The following is a 20,801-nucleotide window of genomic DNA, read 5'->3' as shown; positions in this document are numbered from 1 at the left end:
TAGGTCCGATCACGCGGGCCGACTGTGCAATTCATCGTCATCACGAGGACCTCGATGTCTCTTACCCACCTGCAGCGGCTCGAAGCCGAAAGCATCCACATCATGCGCGAGGTGGTCGCCGAAGCGGAAAACCCGGTGATGCTGTACTCGATCGGCAAGGACAGCGCGGTGATGCTGCACCTCGCGATGAAGGCCTTCCACCCGGCACCCCCGCCGTTCCCGCTGCTGCACGTCGATACGCGCTGGAAATTCCGCGACATGTACGCCTTCCGCGACGAGATGGTGAGCAAGCTCGGGCTCGACCTGATCGTGCATATCAACCCCGAGGGCGTCGCCAAGGACATCAACCCCTTCACCCACGGCTCCGCGATCCACACCGACATCATGAAGACCGAGGGCCTCAAGCAGGCGCTCGACAAGTACGGTTTCGATGCGGCCTTCGGCGGCGCCCGCCGCGACGAGGAAAAATCGCGCGCCAAGGAGCGCATCTTCTCCTTCCGCACCGCCCAGCACCGCTGGGACCCGAAGAGTCAGCGCCCGGAGCTGTGGAAGCTCTACAACGCCCGCAAGGACAAGGGCGAGTCGATGCGCGTGTTTCCGCTGTCGAACTGGACCGAACTCGACATCTGGCAGTACATCTACCTAGAGAAGGTGCCCATCGTGCCGCTCTACTTCGCCGCCGTGCGCCCGGTCGTGGAACGCGACGGTGCGCTGATCATGGTCGACGACGGGCGCATGCCGCTGCATCCGGGCGAAGTGCCGATGATGAAGAAGGTGCGCTTCCGCACGCTCGGCTGCTACCCGCTCACCGGCGCGGTCGCGTCCGAAGCCGACACGCTGCCCGCGATCATCCAGGAAATGCTGCTGACGAAGACGTCCGAGCGCCAGGGGCGGGTCATCGACCACGACTCCGCCGCGTCCATGGAAAAGAAAAAACAGGAAGGGTACTTCTGATGGCACACATCTCCGACCTGATCGCCACCGACATCGAGCAATACCTGCAGGCCCACGAGAAGAAGAGCCTGCTGCGCTTCATCACCTGCGGCAGCGTCGACGACGGCAAGAGCACGCTGATCGGTCGCCTGCTGTACGAATCGAAGATGCTCTTCGAGGACCAACTCGCCGCAATGGAGGCCGATTCGAAGAAGTACGGCACGCAGGGCGAGAACCTCGACTTCGCGCTGCTCGTCGACGGCCTCGCCGCGGAGCGCGAGCAGGGCATCACGATCGACGTCGCCTATCGCTTCTTTTCTACCGACAAGAGAAAGTTCATCGTCGCCGACACCCCGGGCCACGAGCAATACACCCGCAACATGGTGACCGGCGCCTCCACCGCCGACGCTGCGGTGCTGATGGTCGATGCCCGCCGCGGCGTGCTCACGCAGACGCGCCGCCACAGCTACCTCGTGTCGCTGCTCGGCATCCGCCACATCATCGTCGCGATCAACAAGATGGACCTTGTCGACTACGCCGAGCCCGTGTTCCGGCGCATCTGCGACGACTACCGCAGCTTCGCCGAACAGATCGGCCTCGATGGCGTGACCTTCATCCCGATGTCGGCCTACAAGGGCGACAACATCATCGAGCCCAGCGCCAACATGCCCTGGTACCACGGCACCACGCTGATGGGCTACCTCGAAACCGTCGAGGTGGACGACGAACGCCTGCAGAAGCAGCCCTTCCGCCTGCCCGTACAGTGGGTCAATCGCCCGAACCTCGACTTCCGCGGCTTCGCCGGCACCATTGCCGGTGGCATCGTGAAGCCGGGCGACCGCATCCGCGTCCAGCCTTCGGGCAAGGAGAGCACGGTCGAGCGCATCGTCACGCGCGACGGCGACCTCGAGCAGGCCGTCGCCGGCCAGTCGATCACGCTCACGCTGGCCGACGAGATCGACATCTCGCGCGGCGACGTCATTTCGACCGCCGACGCGCCCGCCGGCTCGGCCGATCAGTTCGAGACGACCCTGGTGTGGATGCACGACGAGCCGCTGCTGCCCGGCCGGCCCTATCTGCTCAAGATCGGCGCGAAGACCGTGACCGCGACCGTCACCCACATCAAGTACCAGGTGAACGTGAACACGCTGGAGCATGTGGCCGCGCGCACGCTGGAGCTCAACGCGATCGGCGTGTGCAACCTCAGTCTCGACCGCCCGATCGCCTTCGATCCGTACGCCGAGAACCGCGACACCGGCGGCTTCATCCTCATCGACCGCCTGAGCAACAACACCGTCGGCGCCGGGCTGATTCATTTCGCGCTGCGTCGCAGCCAGAACATCCACATGCAGCACGTCGACGTGGACAAGGCTTCACGCGCTGCGCTGAAGCACCAGAAGCCGTGCGTGCTGTGGTTCACCGGCCTGTCGGGCGCAGGCAAGTCGACCATCGCCAACCTCGTCGAGAAGAAGCTGCACGCACACGGCTATCACACCTACCTGCTCGACGGCGACAACGTGCGCCACGGCCTCAACAAGGATCTCGGCTTCACCGAGGCCGACCGCGTCGAAAACATCCGCCGCGTGGCCGAAGTCGCGAAGTTGATGGTCGATGCCGGTCTCATCGTCATCACCGCCTTCATTTCGCCGTTCCGCGCCGAGCGCCAGATGGCGCGCAGCCTGATGGCAGAAGACGAGCTCATCGAGGTGTTCATCGACACGCCGCTCGAAGTCGCCGAAGGGCGCGACGCCAAAGGCCTGTACAAGAAGGCGCGGCGCGGCGAGCTCAAGAACTTCACCGGCATCGATTCGCCGTATGAGGCGCCGGAAGCGCCCGACGTGCGCATCAACACCGTGACGATGAGCGCCGACGAGGCGGCCACCTACCTCGTGCTGGAGCTGCAGCGCCGCGGCGGACTGGGCGACTGAGGCGCGCGAGGACAAGAAAAAGCCGGAGCAGCCTTGCGAGCCGCTCCGGCTTTCTTGCGCGATTCGCGAATTACTTGCTCTTGATCATCGTGCCGACGCCGTGGTCGGTCAGGATCTCCAGCAGCAGGCAGTGCTCGACGCGACCGTCGATGATGTGCACGGACTTCACGCCGTTGCGCGCCGCGTCCAGCGCCGAGGCGATCTTCGGCAGCATGCCGCCCGACAGCGTACCGTCCTCGACGAGGCCGTCTATCTGGCGCGGCGTGAGGCCGGTCAGCAGGTTGCCGTCCTTGTCCAGCACGCCCGGCGTGTTCGTCAGCAGCACCAGCTTCTCGGCCTTCAGGATCTCGGCGAGCTTGCCGGCGACCACATCGGCGTTGATGTTGTAGGTCTCGCCCTCCTCGCCGACACCGATTGGCGCGATCACCGGGATGAAGTCGCCCTGGTCGAGGAAGGAAATCAGGCTCGGATCGATCTGCGTGATCTCGCCGACCTGGCCGATATCGACGAGATCTCCCGGCGGCGCGTCCTTCTTCTGCATCATCAGCTTCTTCGCGCGGATGAAGCTCGCGTCCTTGCCGGTGAGACCCACCGCCTTGCCGCCGTGCTGGTTGATCAGGCTGACGATCTCCTTGTTGACCTGCCCGCCCAGCACCATCTCGACGACTTCCATCGTCTCGGCGTCCGTCACGCGCATCCCCTGGACGAATTCACCCTTCTTGCCGACCCGCGCGAGCAGGTTCTCGATCTGCGGCCCGCCGCCGTGCACCACGACCGGATTCAATCCCACCAGTTTCAGCAGCACGACGTCGCGCGCGAAGCAATCCTTCAGCTTCGGATCGGTCATCGCGTTGCCGCCGTACTTGATGACGATCGTCTTGTCGAAGAAACGCTTGATGTAGGGCAGGGCCTCCGCGAGGATTTCCGCCTTCAGCGCGGGCGTGACCTTACCGGTATCGGGGGTGTCGGACATGGCAGCTTCCTGGATGATTGAGCGCCGCCATTCTAAAGAGTCGTGCTGCAAAGCAGAAGCCGCAATCCCCCTTCCCGGAGGATTGCGGCTTGCCGGACGCGAAACAGCGCGGACGTCAGTCGATTGTCAGCCGCTTTGCCTGCTCATGCGCCTTCTTGGGCAGACTCAATTCGAGCACCCCATCCTTGAACTTGGCGCTCGATTTGGCCTCATCGACTTCCTGGCCGAGCTGGAAGCTGCGTGACACCTTGCCGAAATAACGCTCGGTACGCAGCACCCGCTCGCCTTCCTTGACCTCCTTCTCCTGCTTGCGTTCGGCACTGATCGACACCACCGGACCATCGATATGGACATGAATGTCCTCTTTACTGATGCCCGGCAGTTCAGCGTGAACCTGGTAGGTGTCGTTGTCCTCCTTCACATCCACGCGCATCTGGGGAGCTTCGCTGGCGCTACCGCCGCCGAAATCGACCGGGCGGACGAAGAAACCGCGCAGCAGGTCATCGAAGGGATCGCGACGAATCAGGTTGCTCATGGCTTTCTCCTTTCTCGCAACATGGTCTTCCCAACCCAAATATAGATTCGGAATGGAGCATTTCAAGACCGAAGAGGTGCCCGGGAGTACAATCGACGGCTCACTGGAGCGGATCCCCGATGACCGAAAACCCGCCGCCTGCTGCCGACGCGATGCGCGTCGCACCAACCTGTCCGCGCTGCGGGGCCGCCTTCACCTGTGGAATGCAGGCGGGTGAGCCGGTGTGCTGGTGTGCGGTCTTGCCGCCCCTCCCCACGGTTCCCGACGAAGGGGCAGGCTGCTACTGCCCGGCCTGCCTGAAGGCGATGCTTGAGGTCTCCGGGGGCTGAACGGATCGAACAGCGGACGCCGCTAGCGTCTGCCGTCTGCCGGGTAGTGATCGGGCAGCTGAAGGATCGCGTCGCGATTGGTCCACGAGAAGACCTTCTCTGCAGCCGCTTCCCAAGGCAGCCACAGCGCGGCATCGTGCTCGTCGGGCGCGAGCGTGACCGGCTGACCGTCCGGCACGCACAAGCTGAACACGTGTTCCGTATTGTGCGAGACGTCCGGTGCATAACGGTGACGCCATTCGTCGCGGATCGCAAAACGGTTGCAGTGGCGCCAGTCGACGAGGTGTTGCGGCCGGGCTCCGATGCCGGTTTCCTCGCGAATCTCCCGCAGCGCCGCTTCCGCGGGCGATTCGCCCGGCTCCAGGCTCCCCGTGATCGACTGCCAGAATCCCGGCGGTGACACGCGTTGCAGCAACAGGATGTCGAATGCCGCCGTATGCACCACGACGAGCACCGACACCGGCAGTTTGTAGGTCATCGCTCGCGTCAGAAGCGGCGCAGGTGCGCGACGCCGTCGGCGGTCAGGCCGACGAAGATCCAGAAGGGCACGTCTTCCGTGGCCCATTCGCCGGCGGCCTCCCCGAAAATCTCGAGAGCCTCCAGAAAGTCCTTCTCGGCGGCGGTGCGGAAACGATCCGCGTGCTCGAGGATCAGCACGTGGCCCTCAGCCGGCCACCAGCTCATGTCGGCCAGACAGTCCGCGAGTGCGTCCCAGTTGTGTCCGAACCACGCGGGAAAGCGCAGTGCCGCAGCGATGCGACGCAGGAACTCGGCCTTGTCCTGGCAATCCGTCAGGTCGGCACGCGCCACGCCCAGGCCGCCGGACGCGGCTGCCGCGGCGATGGCGATCCCGCCGTCGGCGGGCAAGTGGTATACCCCGGCGCCAGAGGCCTTGCGTAGCCTGTCTGCCAGTCGATTCAGGTCGTCCATCGCTTTCTCCCGCGTCAGCGCCGCGGATCGATCCGGCGGAAACTGCGATAGTGGTCGGCGGTGTAGTAATACACCTCGGGGGGATTTCCGCCCGTGACGATCCGGCGTGCGCCGCGGTCGTTCTCGCCCGGTGTCGGCACCGTGTACTCGCGGTAGTAACCGCGAGGCTTTTCGGGAAGCAGGCGTTCGCGATTCTGGAACACCGTGCCGTCCTTGCGATACGGGAAGGGGCCGCCGCGGTCGATCAGCGCCAGCGTGGCCGTCGCCTCGCGCGGGAGTGCGTCCGCTGTCGTGGAGTTGTCCGGCCCGCGGCCGCATCCCGGCAATGCTGCGAGCGCCGTTGCAGCGAACAGCGCGAATCTGAGTATCAATGCCCGCAAGTGAAACTCCTGATGCTGGTCGGTCCGGCAAGGTTCGGCCGGCCCCGTCTTCCAGAGGTCAGCTTTCCTGACGCGGATTGTATTTGCGGACCAGTTGCTGCATGAAGCCGCTCAGCGCATCAAGGCGCGGGTTGCTGGGGTCCAGCCGCCGTGTGCGCGCGATCAAGCCACGAGCCTGAGCCGCAAGGCGCTCGTTCCAGCCGCGGTTCTCGATGTGTCGCAACAGGGCGAGCGCCGCGTTGAAGAGCACGTGCGGATTTCCCGGCATCTTCTGCACCGCGGCCATCATCTCCCGTACAGCGCCGTCGAAGTCGCCCGCCTTGACCATGTCGGCGCCGGCGGTGATCAACCCACGCACCTCGACATGCACGCGCTCCTCGAGCTCGTTCGACAGATCGCCATGCCCTCGCTCCTGCAGGATCGCGCGGGTTTTCTCCACCGTGCGTTCGTCTGCGGCATTGCGCAGGATGTCGATCACCAGCTGACTGCCTTCGGCCTCCATGTGATTGTCCAGGCAGGCCTTCACCAACTCCTGCTTCATGTCGGTCGACAGGGACGACAGGGCGGCTCCGGCCTGCAGCGCGTTCTGCAGCGCGGCCTGCGCGAGCTCGGCTGCGCCGGTGCTGGTGTGATAGAGCGCCTTCGACAGCGAGGCGCATACCGGCGTCGTCGCCATCCCTCCCATGCTCGCCTCCAGGTCGCGGATCGTCGCCTGCGCCTCCTCGGTACGGCCCTGGCTGAGTTGCGCCCGGACCAAGGTCACATGGTCCTCCGGGTTGCGGAAATCGGAGTACTTGCCCTTGCGCACGACCTCCGCCAAGGTCCGCTCGGCGGCGGGAGCGTCTCCGGCGGCAAGCTGGACGCTGCCGAGATGACGCAGGCGCCCCAGACGGTGAGGGGAAAGGGCCACCGCGCTGGTCAGGACGTCTCGCGCCTCCTCGATGCGCCCCGTTTCCTCCCGCGTGCGTGCGAGCCAGTCGTAGGCATCGATGTAGCGGCTATTCTCAGCCACCAGTGCGCTCAGGATCTCTTCCGCGGCCGCGTAGTCCTTCTTCGCGAACAACATCTTGGCCAGGCCCAGCCGCGCCCACGGCACTACCTTTGCGGCAAGGATCTCCCGGTAGATGACTTCCGCCTGCTCCGAATGTCCGAGCGCGGCGTGCAGCTCCGCTTCGAGGCGCAGGAAATCGATGCGATAGCGCGGGTGCGTATCCGCTCGGGCCGTGCAGGCCTCGATGGCCCGCTGCGTTTCGCCGGCTTCGATGAGCCGATAGACAGGCAGGAAGGTCTCGCGCTTCTCCAGCGCCCGCAGCAGCCTCATGTGCAGCATGTCGGGGGTGAGCGGCTTCAGGATATAGTCGTTCGGCGCGAGTTCGGCCGCACTGATCACGCGCTCGTAGTTGCGTTCGCCCGTGATCATGATGAACAGGGTGTCGAGCGGAATGATCTCGTTATTGCGCAGATCTTCCAGCAGATGCTGGCCGTCCTGGCCATCGCCGAGGCTGTATTCGCTCAGGATGACGTCGTAGCGGCGGTCGCGCAGGCGGCTGATGGCTGCGCCTGCCGAGGGTGCGAACTTGACGTTGGCAATCCCGAAGCTGTTGAGCATCGACCGCAACTGGCTGCGCATGCCCTGGTTGCTTTCGACGATGAGGAGGTTCAGGCGTTCGAGGTCTGCCATGGTTCCATTGCCGGCTGTACAGGTGACGCCACGTCGGGGCGTTTCCCAAGCTTACGGCAATGCCGGGGAAATTCTGTAGCTTTTCGGTGCATCCCGTGGCCTACGGCGTGCATCGGTCAAACAAAGAGGGCAGATGGTCGCCCATCTGCCCTCCGTCTATGCCGTTTACGTGAATCGTCAGGTTTTGGCGACTTCGACCTGCGTCTCGACCTTCTGACGCAGACGGATATGCAGTTCGCGCAACTGCTTCTCGTCGACCGCGCTCGGCGCGTCGGTGAGCAGGCACTGCGCACGCTGGGTCTTCGGGAAGGCGATCACGTCGCGGATCGACTCGGCGCCGGTCATCAGGGTGACGACGCGGTCGAGGCCGAACGCGAGGCCGCCGTGCGGCGGGGCACCGAACTTGAGCGCGTCGAGCAGGAAGCCGAACTTGAGCTGCTGCTCCTCGGGGCCGATGTTGAGCGCCTCGAACACGCGTGATTGAACCTCGGCACGATGGATACGTACCGAGCCCCCGCCGATCTCCCAGCCGTTCAGCGCCAGGTCGTAGGCCTTCGCCAGGCACTCGCCCGGGTTCGATTCAAGCATTTCGACATGGTCGTCCTTCGGACTCGTGAACGGATGGTGGCAGGCGACCCAGCGCTTGTCCTCCTCGTCGTACTCGAACATCGGGAAGTCGACCACCCACAGCGGACGCCAGGCATCGCCCGTGACGTAACCCTTCTCGTGACCGAGCTTGATGCGCAGGGCGCCGAGAGCGTCATTGACGACCTTGGTCTTGTCTGCGCCGAAGAAGATCAGGTCGCCGGACTGTGCGCCGGTACGCTCGAGGATGGTGCGCAGCGCGGTCTCGTGGAGGTTCTTGACGATGGGCGACTGCAGGCCCGCCTCGTTCGGCTGCGCGGCGTCATTGACCTTGATGTAGGCGAGGCCCTTCGCGCCATAGATGCCGACGAACTTGGTGTACTCGTCGATCTCGCCGCGCGTCAGCGAGGCGCCGCCCGGTACGCGCAGTGCGGCAACGCGGCCGCCGCTGGTCGCCGGACCGCTGAACACCTTGAACGCCACGTCGTGCACGGCATCGGTGACTTCGGTCAGTTCCAGCGTCACGCGCATGTCCGGCTTGTCCGAGCCGAAGCGGCGCATCGCCTCGGTGTAGGTCATGCGCGGGAAAGGATTCGGCAGGTCGACTGCAAGCGCTTCCTTGAACACGAAGCGGATCATGTCTTCCATGATTGCGGTGATTTCGGTTTCGTTCAGGAACGACGTCTCGATATCGACCTGGGTGAACTCCGGCTGGCGGTCGGCGCGCAGATCCTCGTCACGGAAGCACTTGGTGATCTGGTAGTAGCGGTCGAAGCCGGCAACCATCAGCAGCTGCTTGAAGAGTTGCGGCGACTGGGGCAGCGCGAAGAACTGCCCCGGATGGACGCGCGACGGCACGAGGTAATCGCGGGCGCCTTCCGGCGTGCTTTTCGTGAGCATCGGCGTTTCGATGTCGATGAACCCCTGCGCGTCGAGGAAGCGGCGGAACGCCATCGCAACCTTGTAGCGCAGCATCATGTTCTTCTGCATCTGCGGACGGCGCAGGTCGATAACCCGGTTCACGAGACGCACGTTCTCGGACAGGTTGTCGTCATCGAGCTGGAAGGGCGGCGTCGCGGACGCGTTGAGCACCTCGATGGTGTGGCATAGCACCTCGATCTCGCCGGACACGAGGTTTGCATTTTCGGTGCCCGCCGGGCGGCGGCGGACCTTGCCGGTCAGGTTGATCACGTACTCGTTGCGGATCGTTTCCGCCGTGCGGAAGGTTTCGGCGCGGTCGGGGTCGCACACCACCTGCACGAGTCCTTCACGGTCGCGAAGATCGATGAAGATGACCCCGCCGTGGTCGCGGCGGCGGTGTACCCAGCCGCACAGGGTCACGGTCTGGTCGAGGTCGGCGGCGGTTACCTGTCCGCAGTACTTGGTTCGCATGGGTTCAGTTCCGAAACTAAGGCGCAGCCGCTGCGGGCCGCGAGGTTACTCATTCAGGAGCGCCGAGCGCACTGGAGCGACGTGCGCGGGGGGTGCCACCACGCCCATCGAGATGATGTACTTCAGGGCTTCATCGACACTCATGTCGAGTTCGATCACGTCTTCCCTGGCCATCATCAGGAAGAAGCCCGAGGTGGGGTTCGGTGTCGTCGGCACATAGACGCTGACATGCTCACCCTTGAGGTGAGTGGCTGCGTCGCCACCGGGTTTGCCGGTAAGGAAGGCGATCGTCCAAGAGCCCTGGCGCGGGTACTGGACGAGCAGTGCCTTGCGGAAAGCCTGGCCGGAGCTGGAAAACAGGGTGTCCGAAACCTGCTTTACGCCGTAATAGAGCGATTTGACCACCGGGATGCGGGCAAGGAGCGCCTCCCAGTAGCGGACGACCTTCTGCCCGATGACGTTGGCCGCAACGAGGCCGGTGCTCAGCAGGATGACCAGGCCGAGCACGAGGCCGGCGCCGGGAATGTCGAAGCCGAGCAGGTTTCGCGGCTGAAGGCCGTCAGGCAGCCATTCGATGATCTGGTCGAGCGTGCCGACGATCCACGCCAGGACCATGAAGGTGATCGACAGCGGGATCCAGATCAGCAGTCCGGTGATGAAATACTTTTTCACGTGCCGCGGTCGCCCTCAGCCCGGGTGGCAGGCGCATGCGCCGCCACAGCCGGCCGGCGCAGCGGCGGGTTCGCTCTTCGCCGGTGCGGACGAACCGCAGCCCTTGAAGTCCGTCGCATACCAGCCGGTGCCCTTCAGCTGGAAGCCGGCTGCGGAGAGTTGCTTCTGATAGCTGGTTGCGTTGCAGGACGGGCAGACGGTGAGCGGATCGTCGCTCATCTTCTGGAGGTGTTCCTTCTGGAACCCGCAGCTGTCGCAACGATATTCGTAAATGGGCATGGCAACCTCCGGAAATCAAGCATCTAAGTCTAGCGCAACGCAGCATTGGCGAGAAGGGAGCCGCCGGCCGCGCGGGCATGGCAGCTGTTGCGATATGGGGGCGCCCGGCAGGCCTTCAAGCCCGCGTCAGAAGTTGCCGAGGTAGAGTTCCGTCAGGGTCTGCCCCCAGAACATCGCCAGCACGCCCGCCGCTGCGAGATAGGGGCCGAAGGGGATGGGGACGTTGCGGCCGTGGCGCGCAAACACGATCAGGCTGATGCCGACCGCTGCACCCACCAGCGACGAGAACAGGATCGTCAGTGGCAGCATCTGCCATCCCAGCCACGCCCCAATGGCGGCAAGCAGCTTGAAGTCGCCATAGCCCATGCCTTCCTTGCCGGTCGCGAGCTTGAAGAGCCAATACACCGACCACAGCGCAAGGTAGCCGGCCATCGCGCCGATCACGCTCGCCGAAATGTCCGAGTAAGTGCCGCCGAGGTTGAGCGCGAGTCCCAGCCACAGCAGGGGCAGCGTCAGGCTGTCGGGCAGAAGCTGGGTGTCGAGGTCGATGAAGGCGAGCGCGATCATCGTCCACACGAAGGCCAGGGCGCCGAGTGCAGCAAGGCCGAAACCGAAATGCCAGGCGGCGTAGCCCGACAGGACGGCCGTCAGCATCTCGACGACGGGATAGCGGCGGCTGATGTGCGCGCTGCAATGGCGGCAGCGCCCCCGCAGCATCAGGTAGCTGACGACCGGGATGTTCTCGAGCGCCGTGATCATGTGCCCGCAGTGCGGGCAGCGCGAGCGCGGGGTGGCGAGGTTGAATGTGTCCTGCTGCGGGGGCGGCTCGTTGCGCAGTTCCGCGGCCTGCGCATGCCATTCGCGCTCCATCATCTGCGGCAGGCGATGGATCACGACATTCAGGAAACTGCCGACGAAAAGGCCGAGAAGCGTTGCGAGGAAGGTGAAGACGATCGGGTCGCTGAGGAAATCGGGCATGGGAGGGCTTGCGTGGTGCCGCCCGGCACGTGTGCGCCGGACGGCAGGGAGGGGTCAGACGACTTGGCCGAGCTTGAAGATCGGTAGGTACATCGCGACGACGAGGCCGCCGATGACCACGCCGAGGAAGACCATGATGATCGGTTCGAGCAGGGTCGACAGGCCGGCGACGGCGTCGTCGACTTCCTGTTCGAAGAAATCGGCGACCTTTCCGAGCATCGCGTCGAGTTGGCCCGACTCCTCGCCGATCGAGACCATCTGCACCACCATGCTGGGGAAAACGTTCGAGTTCTGCATCGCCACGGTCAGGCTGGTGCCGGTGCTGCCTCAGTCTGGATCTGCTTGGTCGCCGTCAGGTACACGTAGTTGCCTGCGGCGCCCCCGACCGAGTCGAGCGCTTCAACGAGCGGCACGCCGGCCGCGAACATCGTCGACAGCGTGCGCGTCCAGCGCGCGATCGTTGCCTTCAGGACGATATCGCCGACGACAGGCAGCTTGAGTATTATCCGGTCGAGCGCGATCTGCATCGCCGTCGAGCGCTTGTAAGTGTAGCTGATCCCCGTGATGACGCCCGCGATGATGCCGAATACGACGTACCAGTACTCGACAAAGGCGTCGGAGATTCCGATCACTACCATTGTCGGGGCAGGAAGCTCTGCGCCGAAGCTCGCGAACACCTTCTTGAACTCGGGCACCACGAACAGCATGATCACGGTCACGACGATCGCCGCGACCACAATGACCGCCATCGGGTAGAACATCGCGGACTTGATCTTGCCTTTGATCGCGAGAATCTTTTCCTTGTAGGTCGCGATGCGGTCGAGGAGGCTGTCGAGAATACCCGCCTGCTCGCCGGCCCCGACCAGGTTGCAGAACAGCTTGTCGAAATACACCGGATGTCTGCTGAAGGCCTGGGAGAGGCTGGATCCGGTTTCGACGTCGTTGCGTACGTCGTTCAGCAGGCGCGCCAGGCTGGGGTTGCCGGATCCCTTGATGCCGATGTCGAAGGCCTGCAGCAGCGGGACGCCGGACTTCATCATCGTCGCCAGCTGGCGCGTGAACAGCGCGATGTCCTTGTCGGTGATCCTGTGGCCGCGGGACATCTTGGCCTTCTTGACCTTGAGGACCTGCACGCCCTGACGGCGCAGCGTGGCCTGAACGACCGATTCGCCGCTCGCGCGCATTTCGCCGCGCACCTGCTTGCCGTTCTTGTCCTTGCCCTCCCACGTGTAGAGGGTTTCCTTGGGGCCGGCGGCGGCGCCTCTGGCTCGGGTGGTGGTCGCCATGAGCTGTCGATGTTCCCTATTCGTTGGTGGTGGCGAGCACTTCCTCAAGCGAGGTCGCACCCTGTTTCACTTTCAGCAGACCGGACTGGCGCAGGTCGCGCACGCCTTCGCGCTGAGCTTGAGCCGCGATGTCCATCGAATTGCCGTTGGTCATGATGATATGGGCAATTTCTTCGGAAATGGGCATGACCTGGTAGATACCCAGGCGCCCCTTGTAGCCGCTGCCCTTGCAGCGTTCGCACCCGACAGGGCCGTACGGGCGCCAGCTGCCGTCGAGGTCTTCGCCGCTGAATCCCGCTTCGAGCAAGGCTTCTACCGGGATGTCCACCGGTTGCTTGCACGTGCACAGGCGCCGCGCGAGGCGCTGGGCGGTGATCAGGATCACCGAGGAGGCGATGTTGAACGGTGCGACGCCCATGTTGCGCAGGCGCTCGAGCGTGGTCGGGGCGTCGTTGGTGTGCAGCGTCGATAACACCAGGTGGCCGGTCTGCGCCGCCTTGATCGAGATTTCGGCGGTCTCGAGATCGCGAACTTCGCCGACCATGATCACGTCCGGATCCTGGCGCAGAAAGGCGCGCAGCGACGCGGCGAAGGTCAGACCGGCCTTGTCGTTCACGTTGACCTGATTGATGCCGGCCAGGTTGATTTCCGCGGGGTCCTCCGCGGTCGAGATGTTGACGCCCGCCTTGTTGAGGATGTTCAGGCAGGTGTACAGCGACACGGTCTTGCCCGAGCCGGTCGGTCCGGTCACGAGAATCATTCCGTACGGACGCTCGATCGCGTCGAGCAGCACTTTTTTCTGTTCCGGCTCGTAACCGAGTGCGTCGACCCCCAGCATTGCCGAGGAAGCATCGAGAATACGCATGACGATCTTCTCGCCATGCAGGGTCGGCAGCGAGGACACGCGGAAGTCGATCGACTTGTTCTTCGATAGGACGAGCTTCATGCGTCCGTCCTGCGGGACGCGCTTCTCGGAAATGTCCAGGCGCGAGATGACCTTGATGCGCGCGGCGATCTTTTCCTTCAGGATCAACGGCGGCTGGGCGATTTCCCGCAGGATGCCGTCGGTACGGACGCGGATGCGGTAGTACTTTTCGTACGGCTCGAAGTGGACGTCGGACGCGCCTTCGTTGATCGCGTCGATCAGGATCTTCTGGATGAATTTGACGACGGGGGCATCATCGACTTCCGCGGAGGCGTCCTCGCTCGCCTGCTCCGTGGCCTCCTGGTCCTGCAGGAGGTCCATGTCGAACTCTTCGCCCGTGAGATCCTTGAGCGTGTCTTCGGTCGATTCGGACAGCGCTTCCGCAAGGCGTGCCAGACGGTCGGCTTCGACGACGATGAGGTCGACCTGCATCCCGGTCTGGAAGCGGATCTCGTCGAGCGCGCGCATGTTGGACGGGTCGGCCGTCGCAACGGTGAGGCGGTTCTGGCGTTTGCCCAGCGCGACGACCTGATGCTTGGCCATCAGCTTGCGGTCGATCGCATCGCGGGGGATGCTGGCGCGATCCACGGACGAGATGTCGAGCAGCGGATAGCCGAACGTTTCGGCTGCGAACCAGGCTACGGCCTTGGTGTTCAGGAGCTTGCGCTGCGCAAGTTCGAGGATGAAGCCGTTCGGGACGGCTGCCGCGCTCTTGGTGCACGCAATCGCATCGGCTTCGGAGAGCCGGCCGTGCTGGATCAGTGCTCGCGCGAGTCCGCTCAGGGCGGTCTGGGGGTTTGCTGCCATGTCCCGGTCTTAGCTAACTGACATTCGATCTTGCCCGCCGCGTAATGAATTGTAAAGGCCGCGGTCGATACGTCTGGCGGCACTCCGGGCCGCCTGCCCGCGATCAGGCGGTGCGTCCGAGCAGCACCTCGATCACGAAACGGCTGCCGACGTACGCGAGCACCAGCGCAATGAAGCCGGCCAGTGTCCAGCGCAGCGCGACACGTCCGCGCCAGCCCCAAGCGCGCCGTCCGACGAGAAGGGCGCCGAAAAGCAGCCACGAAACGATTGCGAAGAGCGTCTTGTGGTCGAGGCGGAAGGCTTGTCCGAACAGCGCTTCCGAGAACACGACGCCCGAGCTCAGCGTGAGCGTCAGCAGGATGAACGCGATTCCGATCAGCCGGAACAGCAGCGTCTCCATCGTCAGCAGCGGGGGCAGGTTCGCGAAGGTCCTGGTCAGTCGTCCGCTGTGCAGCTGCCGCTCCGCGATGGCCATCAGCATCGCGTGCAGGGCTGCCAACGTGAATACGCTGTAGGCCAGCATCGCCATGATGAAGTGGGCGCGGAATCCGGGGCTGCCGGCATTCACGAGGATATGCTGCCCCGGAAAGCCGAGGGGCAGCAGGCTGCCTGCCACGCCGGCGGCGACGACGACGCCGTGAAGGCCGTCGAGGCGGGCGTAGAAAGTCTCGATCCAGTAGAAGCACACCGCCAGCCAGATGACCAGGGATACGGCGAAGCCGAAGCCGAAACGCATGCCTTCGCCGGGGAAAAGTTCTCCCTGCAGTGCCCAGCCATGGGCAAGTATCGCGCCGAACATCGTGAGCCGTTCCGCGGTCGACATGCTGCGCCTCGGCTGGTTCGGCGCTGCCTGTGCCGTGACTCGCCAGAAGTGGGCGCCCAGAACCGCGTAGAGCGTCGCGGCGAACAGATGAAGTAGAATGGTTTGCATAGTTCCCTGCAGTTTACTCCAAGGCCTAGGGCCCCAGCCAATATGCTCGACAATCTCACTCAACGCCTCTCCAGGGTCGTCAAGACCCTACGTGGCCAGGCACGCCTCACCGAAGACAATATCCAGGATGCAATGCGCGAGGTACGCCTTGCGCTCCTGGAGGCGGACGTGGCTCTGCCCGTGGTCAAGGACTTCATCGCGCGGGTGAAGGAGAAGGCGGTCGGCCAGGAAGTCGTCGGCTCGCTGACGCCCGGCCAGGCCCTTGTGGGGGTGGTGCACGATGAACTGAAGGCCCTGATGGGCGGAGCCCACATCGGTCTGAACCTCGCGACGCAGCCGCCGGCCGTGATCCTGATGGCGGGCCTGCAGGGTGCGGGCAAGACGACCACCACCGGCAAGCTCGGCAAGCTGCTGCACGAGCGGATGAAGAAGAAGGTCCTCGCAGTCTCGGCCGACGTCTATCGGCCTGCTGCGATCGAGCAGTTGAAGGCGGTCTCTGCGCAGGCCGGGATCGATTTCTACCCGACGACGCCCGACCAGAAGCCCGTCGATATCGCTCTCGCGGTCATCGATCATGCGCGGCGCCACTACTATGACGTGGTGCTGTTCGACACGGCCGGCCGGCTCGCGATCGATCAGGCGATGATGGACGAGATCAAGGCGATCCATGCTGCGATCAATCCCGTGGAAACGCTGTTCGTGGTCGACGCGATGCTCGGCCAGGATGCCGTGAATACGGCGCGGGCGTTCAACGAGGCCTTGCCCCTCACCGGTGTCGTGCTGACCAAGCTCGACGGTGATGCGCGCGGCGGTGCGGCGCTGTCCGTTCGCCACGTCACCGGCAAGCCGCTGAAGTTCGCCGGCGTGGGCGAGAAGCTCACCGGCCTGGAGGAATTCCACCCCGAGCGCATGGCCAGTCGGATTCTCGGCATGGGCGATATCCTCGGCTTGGTGGAGGACGCACGGCGCGGGGTCGATGAGGAGAAGGCGCGTGCCTTCGCGGAGAAGCTCAAGACCGGCAAGGGCTTCGACCTCAACGACTTCAAGGAGCAGATCGGGCAGATGCGCAAGATGGGCGGTCTTGCTTCGATGATGGACAAGCTGCCCGCGCAGTTCTCGCAGATGGCCGGAAAGCTGCAGGGCGGTGTCGAGGAGAAGGCGATCGGGCGGATCGAGGGCATCATCAATTCGATGACGCCGCTGGAGCGCGCCAAGCCGGAACTCCTCAAGGCGAGCCGCAAGCGGCGCATTGCCGCGGGGGCAGGCGTGACCGTGCAGGAAGTCAATCGCCTGCTCAATCAGTTCGAGCAGACGCAGAAGGTCATGAAGCAGTTCTCCAAGGGCGGCATGCAGAAGATGATGCGCGGCATGAAGGGCACGCTGCCCGGCATGATGCGCTGAGCGGAGAAGGGCGATGCGCGAGATCCTGCTTGCGTTCGGTCGGGCGTTGCGCAGTCTCGGGCGCAAGGGAGTGTTCGTCCACCTCGTGTGGCCCAGTCTGGTTGCCCTGGCCGTGTGGATGACGATTGCCGTCCTGTCATGGACGACGCTGGTCGAGACGATCGTGAGCTGGATCCAGGGATGGGCTTTTGTCGGCGAATGGCTCGCGACGTCCGAGATCGGTGCGGCTGCGACGCTGATCGTCGTCGAGATCGGCCTCGCGCTGGCGCTCCTGCCGCTGATCTACGTCACCGCGGCCCTGCTGGTGGCCGTGTTCGCGCTGCCGCTGATGCTCGAGCGGGTGGCGTTGAAGGATTATGGCGAGCTGGAATTACGTCGCGGCGGCTCGAACCTGGGCAGTGCGTGGAATGCGATCATCGCGGGCTTGCTGTTCCTGCTCGGCATGGTCGTTTCTTTGCCGCTGTGGCTGATACCCGGGGCGGGGCTGGTCGCGTCTGTCGTGTTGACCGCGTGGTTGAACCAGCGTGCGTTCGGTTATGACGCGCTGATGCTGCATGCCGACCGCGAGGAACTCAAGCGGCTGCCGCGGGTGCAGCGGACGTCCATGCTCCTGCTTGGAGGAGGTTGTGCACTGCTTGCCTATGTGCCCTTCGTCAATCTCGTGGCGCCCGCGTTCTGCGGCCTCGCGTTCGTCCATTTCATGCTCGAGGCGTTGCGGCGCGAGCGCATCGAACGGGGTGTAACCGTCCTCGATGCCCTGCCCGTGCCTCAGCCGCGGGAGTAAGGGATGGCGTTCGGCGCTATCATCATCGGCGACGAGATCCTGTCCGGCAGGCGCAACGACAAGCATCTGGCGAAGCTCATCGAGATGCTCGGGGCGCGCGGACTCAGGCTTGCTTGGGCGCGTTATGTTGGTGACGACGCACAGCGGCTCGTCGCGACGCTGGGCGAAAGCTTCGCCTCTGGCGATGTCGTGTTCAGTTTCGGCGGCATCGGCGCCACGCCGGATGACCGCACGCGCCAGTGCGGGGCGGCCGCGCTCGGCGTGGAACTCGCGTTGCATCCCGAGGCCGAGGCGATCCTGCGCGAGAAGTTCGGCGCCGAGATTACGCCGCATCGCCTGGAACTCGGCACCTATCCGCAAGGCAGTGCGATCATTCCGAACCCGTATAACCAGGTGCCGGGCTTTTCGATCCGCGGGCATTACTTCGTGCCCGGGTTCCCGGTGATGGCCTGGCCGATGATCGAATGGGTGCTCGATACGCAGTTTCGCCACCTGCACCATGCCGACGACTACACCGAAGCGGCGATCACGGTGCTGGACGCGGTGGAAGGGAAGCTGGTCGATCTGATGGAGTCCGTGTCGACCGAGTTTCCCGATCTGGAGCTGTTCAGCCTGCCGAGCGTGCCGACTGCGCCGGGGGAGGTCCGGACCATCGAGCTCGGCGTGAAAGGCCCCGCGGCGAGCGTGGCGGCGGCGATGGCGCGCATCCGCGCAGAGGTCGGAGCGCGCGGATACGCATGGCAGGAGACGGTGTGAGCACACTGGCGGGCCTGTTGCGTCAGCCACGGCCGGCGACCGAGGAATCCCGCCGGATCCGTCTGGGCGAGCGGGATCTTGAATACGTGCTGCGGCGTTCTCCGCGACGCAGCTTCGCGCTGCTGGTCGATCATCGCGGCGTCCGTGTCGCCGCGCCTTGGCCCGCGACGCAGCCGGAGATCGAACGTTTCATCCGCAGCCACCATGACTGGCTGCTCGGGAAGCTTGCCGTAAGGGTGCAGCCAGCCGTGATGACGGTCGAGGATGGCGCCCTGTTTCCGCTTCTGGGCGAGTTTTGCCGTGTGCGCCTCGGGGAGAGTGGCCGCTCAGCGCGTTGGCGCCTCGGTGCGGACGGCGTCGAAGAGCTCGTGTTACCCGACGGCCCCGGCGCCCGCAAGGCGCTCGTTCGTGCCCTGCGCGCTCGCGCCCTGCCGTGGTTCGGCGAGCGCGTGGCGGAGTTCTGTTTCCGCCTCGGTCATGCGGTGCCTGCGGTGCGTCTGTCGTCGGCGCGCACGCGCTGGGGGAGTTGCAGCAGCCGCAGCGGTATCCGATTGCACTGGCGGCTGATCCATCTGTCGCCGGCGCTCATCGACTACGTCGTTGCCCACGAGGTGGCGCATCTCGCGGAAATGAATCACTCGCCGCGTTTCTGGGCCGTGGTGGCCGCGCTGTATCCGGACTGGAAGTCCGCGCGCGTGCGCCTGCGGGATGCCGGGCGTGCGTTGCCCGTCATCGATGGCGCGGATGCGACGCTCATTGCCGAAGACTGAAGAGGACTGCCGAAATGAAACTGCTTCACACCATGCTGCGTGTCGGCGATCTCGATCGTTCGATCAAGTTCTACACCGAGGTGCTCGGAATGCGGCTGCTGCGCCGTCATGATTACCCCGAGGGGAAGTTCACCCTGGCATTCGTCGGTTACCAGGACGAGTCCGAAGGGGCTGTCATCGAGCTTACCTGGAACTGGGGCGTCGATTCCTACGAGATGGGCAATGCCTTCGGCCATATCGCGCTGGCGGTTCTCGATGCGTACCGTGCGTGCGAAGAGATCCGGGCGCGCGGCGGGAAGGTGGTGCGCGAGGCCGGTCCGATGAAGCACGGCACGACCGTCATCGCCTTCGTCGAGGATCCGGACGGCTACAAAATCGAGCTTATCCAGCACGCCTGAAAACGCTCTGGCATGCTGTAGGGGTTATTTCTTCGTCATGTAAAATGGCGGTTTGACCTCAATCGGAACCACTCATGGATTTGGATGCACTGCTTCGACCGCTAGCCGGCAATCGCTGCGGCGAGGATCTCACCTTTTCCGCGCTTTTCGACGAGATCCAGGAGGCGCGCCGCTTCGACGACCCTTCGGTGAGTCAGGGCGAATGGGTGAGACCGCTGAAGGAGGCGGACTGGGCGCGAGTCGCGCGTCTGTGCGAGGATGCGTTGGCGTCCCGAGCGAAGGACGTCCGTGTCGCCGTCTGGTTGACCGAAGCCGTGGCGAGGACTCGCGGATTTTCCGGCCTTGCCGACGGCTATCGGCTGGTGGCCGGACTGTGCGAGTCGTATTGGGACGAGATCCATCCGCTTCCCGACGATGGCGACCAGGAGATGCGTGCCGGCAATCTCGACTGGCTAGTGACCCAGTCCCGCCGCATCATTCGCGATATGCCCGTGACCGATTCGTCGCGTGGGCGCTTCTCGACGGCAGACCTGGAATCCGCACGCAATCTGGCGGCCAGCCTGGAGCGTAATCCGCAGGACGCGGAATTCCTCATGCGTGCGGCGCCGGTGACGCTCGACCAGTTCGAGGCGGCACGCCGGGACACGCCCCGCGACTTTTTCGCCCGTATTGCCGCGGAGGCGGAAGCAGCACGCCTGGCACTGGCCGAACTCGAACGGGTCGTGGATGCCAGGCTCGGTCTGGACGGCCCGGGTTTCGAAGACGCGCGCCAGGCCCTGATAGAGGTGCGCGACACCTTGCGGCGTTTCGGTGGCGATGTGCCTGCGCCGACCTCGCAGTTGCGCGCGGTTTCACCCGGGGAAAGCGGGCGGACTGCAGGAGGCGAGCGCGCGCCGGGCGGAGCAAGCCCCGGGTCGATCGCAACGCGGGCCGATGCGATCGCGCAGCTACGTGAGGTGGCGGATTTCTTCCGGCGCACCGAGCCCCACAGCCCGGTGGCCTATCTCGCCGACAAGGCCGCACGCTGGGGCGAGATGTCGCTGCACGAGTGGCTGCGGACTGTGGTCAGGGACGACGGGGCGCTCTCCCACGTCGAGGAATTGCTCGGACTCGTGACCCAGCCCCCGCCGGGACGCTGAACGGCCCGG

21 protein-coding genes and 1 pseudogene are annotated in these 20,801 nt (G+C 64.6%); 9 read left to right on the top strand and 13 right to left on the bottom strand.

The window, feature by feature from the left end; all coding sequences use genetic code 11:
• Positions 1-54 precede the first annotated feature (54 nt).
• Together cysD and cysN are read left to right on the top strand one after the other, a co-directional pair.
• On the top strand, positions 55-954 hold the full coding sequence (gene cysD, locus AzCIB_RS18250; protein ID WP_050417200.1) for a sulfate adenylyltransferase subunit CysD: 900 nt from the start codon (positions 55-57) through the stop codon (positions 952-954).
• Positions 954-2,861, top strand: a complete 1,908-nt coding sequence (gene cysN, locus AzCIB_RS18245; protein ID WP_050417199.1) for a sulfate adenylyltransferase subunit CysN — start codon at positions 954-956, stop codon at positions 2,859-2,861. The genes cysD and cysN overlap by 1 nt, the downstream gene beginning before the upstream one ends.
• A gap of 70 nt (positions 2,862-2,931) precedes the next feature.
• Here the strand turns inward: cysN and argB are convergent, their stop codons facing one another.
• Together argB and AzCIB_RS18235 are read right to left on the bottom strand one after the other, a co-directional pair.
• Entirely contained in the window at positions 2,932-3,834 is a 903-nt protein-coding gene (gene argB, locus AzCIB_RS18240) for an acetylglutamate kinase (RefSeq protein WP_050417198.1), read from the bottom strand.
• Positions 3,835-3,949: 115 nt separating this feature from the next.
• On the bottom strand, positions 3,950-4,369 hold the full coding sequence (locus AzCIB_RS18235) for an Hsp20/alpha crystallin family protein (RefSeq protein ID WP_050417197.1): 420 nt from the start codon (positions 4,367-4,369) through the stop codon (positions 3,950-3,952).
• Positions 4,370-4,488: 119 nt separating this feature from the next.
• On the opposite strand from AzCIB_RS18235, the gene AzCIB_RS23905 reads away from it, so the two are divergent.
• Positions 4,489-4,698: a cysteine-rich CWC family protein gene (locus AzCIB_RS23905; protein ID WP_232299263.1), complete on the top strand. Its 210-nt coding sequence runs from the start codon at positions 4,489-4,491 to the stop codon at positions 4,696-4,698.
• Between the two features lie 22 nt (positions 4,699-4,720).
• Here AzCIB_RS23905 and nudB read toward each other — a convergent pair whose 3' ends face one another.
• The 11 genes and pseudogenes from nudB to AzCIB_RS18180 form a co-directional block, all read right to left on the bottom strand.
• Positions 4,721-5,176 (bottom strand): dihydroneopterin triphosphate diphosphatase, encoded by a 456-nt coding sequence (gene nudB / locus AzCIB_RS18230; RefSeq protein WP_050417196.1) that lies wholly within the window; start codon positions 5,174-5,176, stop codon positions 4,721-4,723.
• Positions 5,177-5,184: 8 nt separating this feature from the next.
• Positions 5,185-5,628: a barstar family protein gene (locus tag AzCIB_RS18225; RefSeq protein WP_050417195.1), complete on the bottom strand. Its 444-nt coding sequence runs from the start codon at positions 5,626-5,628 to the stop codon at positions 5,185-5,187.
• A gap of 14 nt (positions 5,629-5,642) precedes the next feature.
• Entirely contained in the window at positions 5,643-6,008 is a 366-nt protein-coding gene (locus AzCIB_RS18220) for a guanyl-specific ribonuclease (RefSeq protein ID WP_157058527.1), read from the bottom strand.
• Between the two features lie 58 nt (positions 6,009-6,066).
• A complete protein-coding gene (locus AzCIB_RS18215) occupies positions 6,067-7,689 on the bottom strand; it encodes a response regulator (RefSeq protein WP_050417194.1) in 1,623 nt (540 codons plus the stop codon).
• A gap of 177 nt (positions 7,690-7,866) precedes the next feature.
• Positions 7,867-9,666 (bottom strand): aspartate--tRNA ligase, encoded by a 1,800-nt coding sequence (gene aspS / locus AzCIB_RS18210; protein WP_050417193.1) that lies wholly within the window; start codon positions 9,664-9,666, stop codon positions 7,867-7,869.
• A 45-nt stretch (positions 9,667-9,711) separates the two neighbouring features.
• Positions 9,712-10,338, bottom strand: a complete 627-nt coding sequence (locus AzCIB_RS18205; RefSeq protein ID WP_050417192.1) for a DUF502 domain-containing protein — start codon at positions 10,336-10,338, stop codon at positions 9,712-9,714.
• Positions 10,339-10,353: 15 nt separating this feature from the next.
• Positions 10,354-10,617 (bottom strand): FmdB family zinc ribbon protein, encoded by a 264-nt coding sequence (locus AzCIB_RS18200; protein WP_050417191.1) that lies wholly within the window; start codon positions 10,615-10,617, stop codon positions 10,354-10,356.
• Between the two features lie 126 nt (positions 10,618-10,743).
• On the bottom strand, positions 10,744-11,595 hold the full coding sequence (locus AzCIB_RS18195; RefSeq protein WP_050417190.1) for a prepilin peptidase: 852 nt from the start codon (positions 11,593-11,595) through the stop codon (positions 10,744-10,746).
• A gap of 54 nt (positions 11,596-11,649) precedes the next feature.
• A pseudogene (locus AzCIB_RS18190) lies at positions 11,650-12,881 on the bottom strand (type II secretion system F family protein).
• 16 nt (positions 12,882-12,897) lie between these two features.
• Positions 12,898-14,613 (bottom strand): type IV-A pilus assembly ATPase PilB, encoded by a 1,716-nt coding sequence (gene pilB, locus AzCIB_RS18185; RefSeq protein ID WP_050417189.1) that lies wholly within the window; start codon positions 14,611-14,613, stop codon positions 12,898-12,900.
• Between the two features lie 103 nt (positions 14,614-14,716).
• Positions 14,717-15,544 (bottom strand): cytochrome C assembly family protein, encoded by an 828-nt coding sequence (locus tag AzCIB_RS18180; protein ID WP_050417188.1) that lies wholly within the window; start codon positions 15,542-15,544, stop codon positions 14,717-14,719.
• A 42-nt stretch (positions 15,545-15,586) separates the two neighbouring features.
• Between AzCIB_RS18180 and ffh the strand changes: the two genes are divergently transcribed.
• The 6 genes from ffh to tssA all read left to right on the top strand — a co-directional run bounded on the left by ffh (position 15,587) and on the right by tssA (position 20,792).
• Complete coding sequence (gene ffh / locus AzCIB_RS18175) at positions 15,587-16,945, top strand: signal recognition particle protein (protein WP_050417187.1); 1,359 nt, start codon at positions 15,587-15,589, stop codon at positions 16,943-16,945.
• A 13-nt stretch (positions 16,946-16,958) separates the two neighbouring features.
• Positions 16,959-17,729: an EI24 domain-containing protein gene (locus tag AzCIB_RS18170; RefSeq protein WP_050417186.1), complete on the top strand. Its 771-nt coding sequence runs from the start codon at positions 16,959-16,961 to the stop codon at positions 17,727-17,729.
• Between the two features lie 3 nt (positions 17,730-17,732).
• Positions 17,733-18,485 carry a competence/damage-inducible protein A gene (locus AzCIB_RS18165; RefSeq protein WP_050417185.1) on the top strand — a complete coding sequence of 251 codons (753 nt, stop codon included), beginning with the start codon at positions 17,733-17,735 and terminating at the stop codon, positions 18,483-18,485.
• Positions 18,482-19,255 (top strand): M48 family metallopeptidase, encoded by a 774-nt coding sequence (locus tag AzCIB_RS18160; RefSeq protein ID WP_232299262.1) that lies wholly within the window; start codon positions 18,482-18,484, stop codon positions 19,253-19,255. The genes AzCIB_RS18165 and AzCIB_RS18160 overlap by 4 nt, the downstream gene beginning before the upstream one ends.
• 14 nt (positions 19,256-19,269) lie before the next feature.
• Positions 19,270-19,653 (top strand): lactoylglutathione lyase, encoded by a 384-nt coding sequence (gloA, locus tag AzCIB_RS18155; RefSeq protein WP_050417183.1) that lies wholly within the window; start codon positions 19,270-19,272, stop codon positions 19,651-19,653.
• A gap of 74 nt (positions 19,654-19,727) precedes the next feature.
• Entirely contained in the window at positions 19,728-20,792 is a 1,065-nt protein-coding gene (tssA, locus tag AzCIB_RS18150; RefSeq protein ID WP_050417182.1) for a type VI secretion system protein TssA, read from the top strand.
• The last annotated feature ends 9 nt before the right edge of the window (positions 20,793-20,801 follow it).

Origin of the sequence: Azoarcus sp. CIB (assembly GCF_001190925.1) — a bacterium.
Taxonomy (GTDB): Bacteria; Pseudomonadota; Gammaproteobacteria; order Burkholderiales; family Rhodocyclaceae; genus Aromatoleum.
This window is presented reverse-complemented; position numbering and strand designations above follow the sequence as displayed.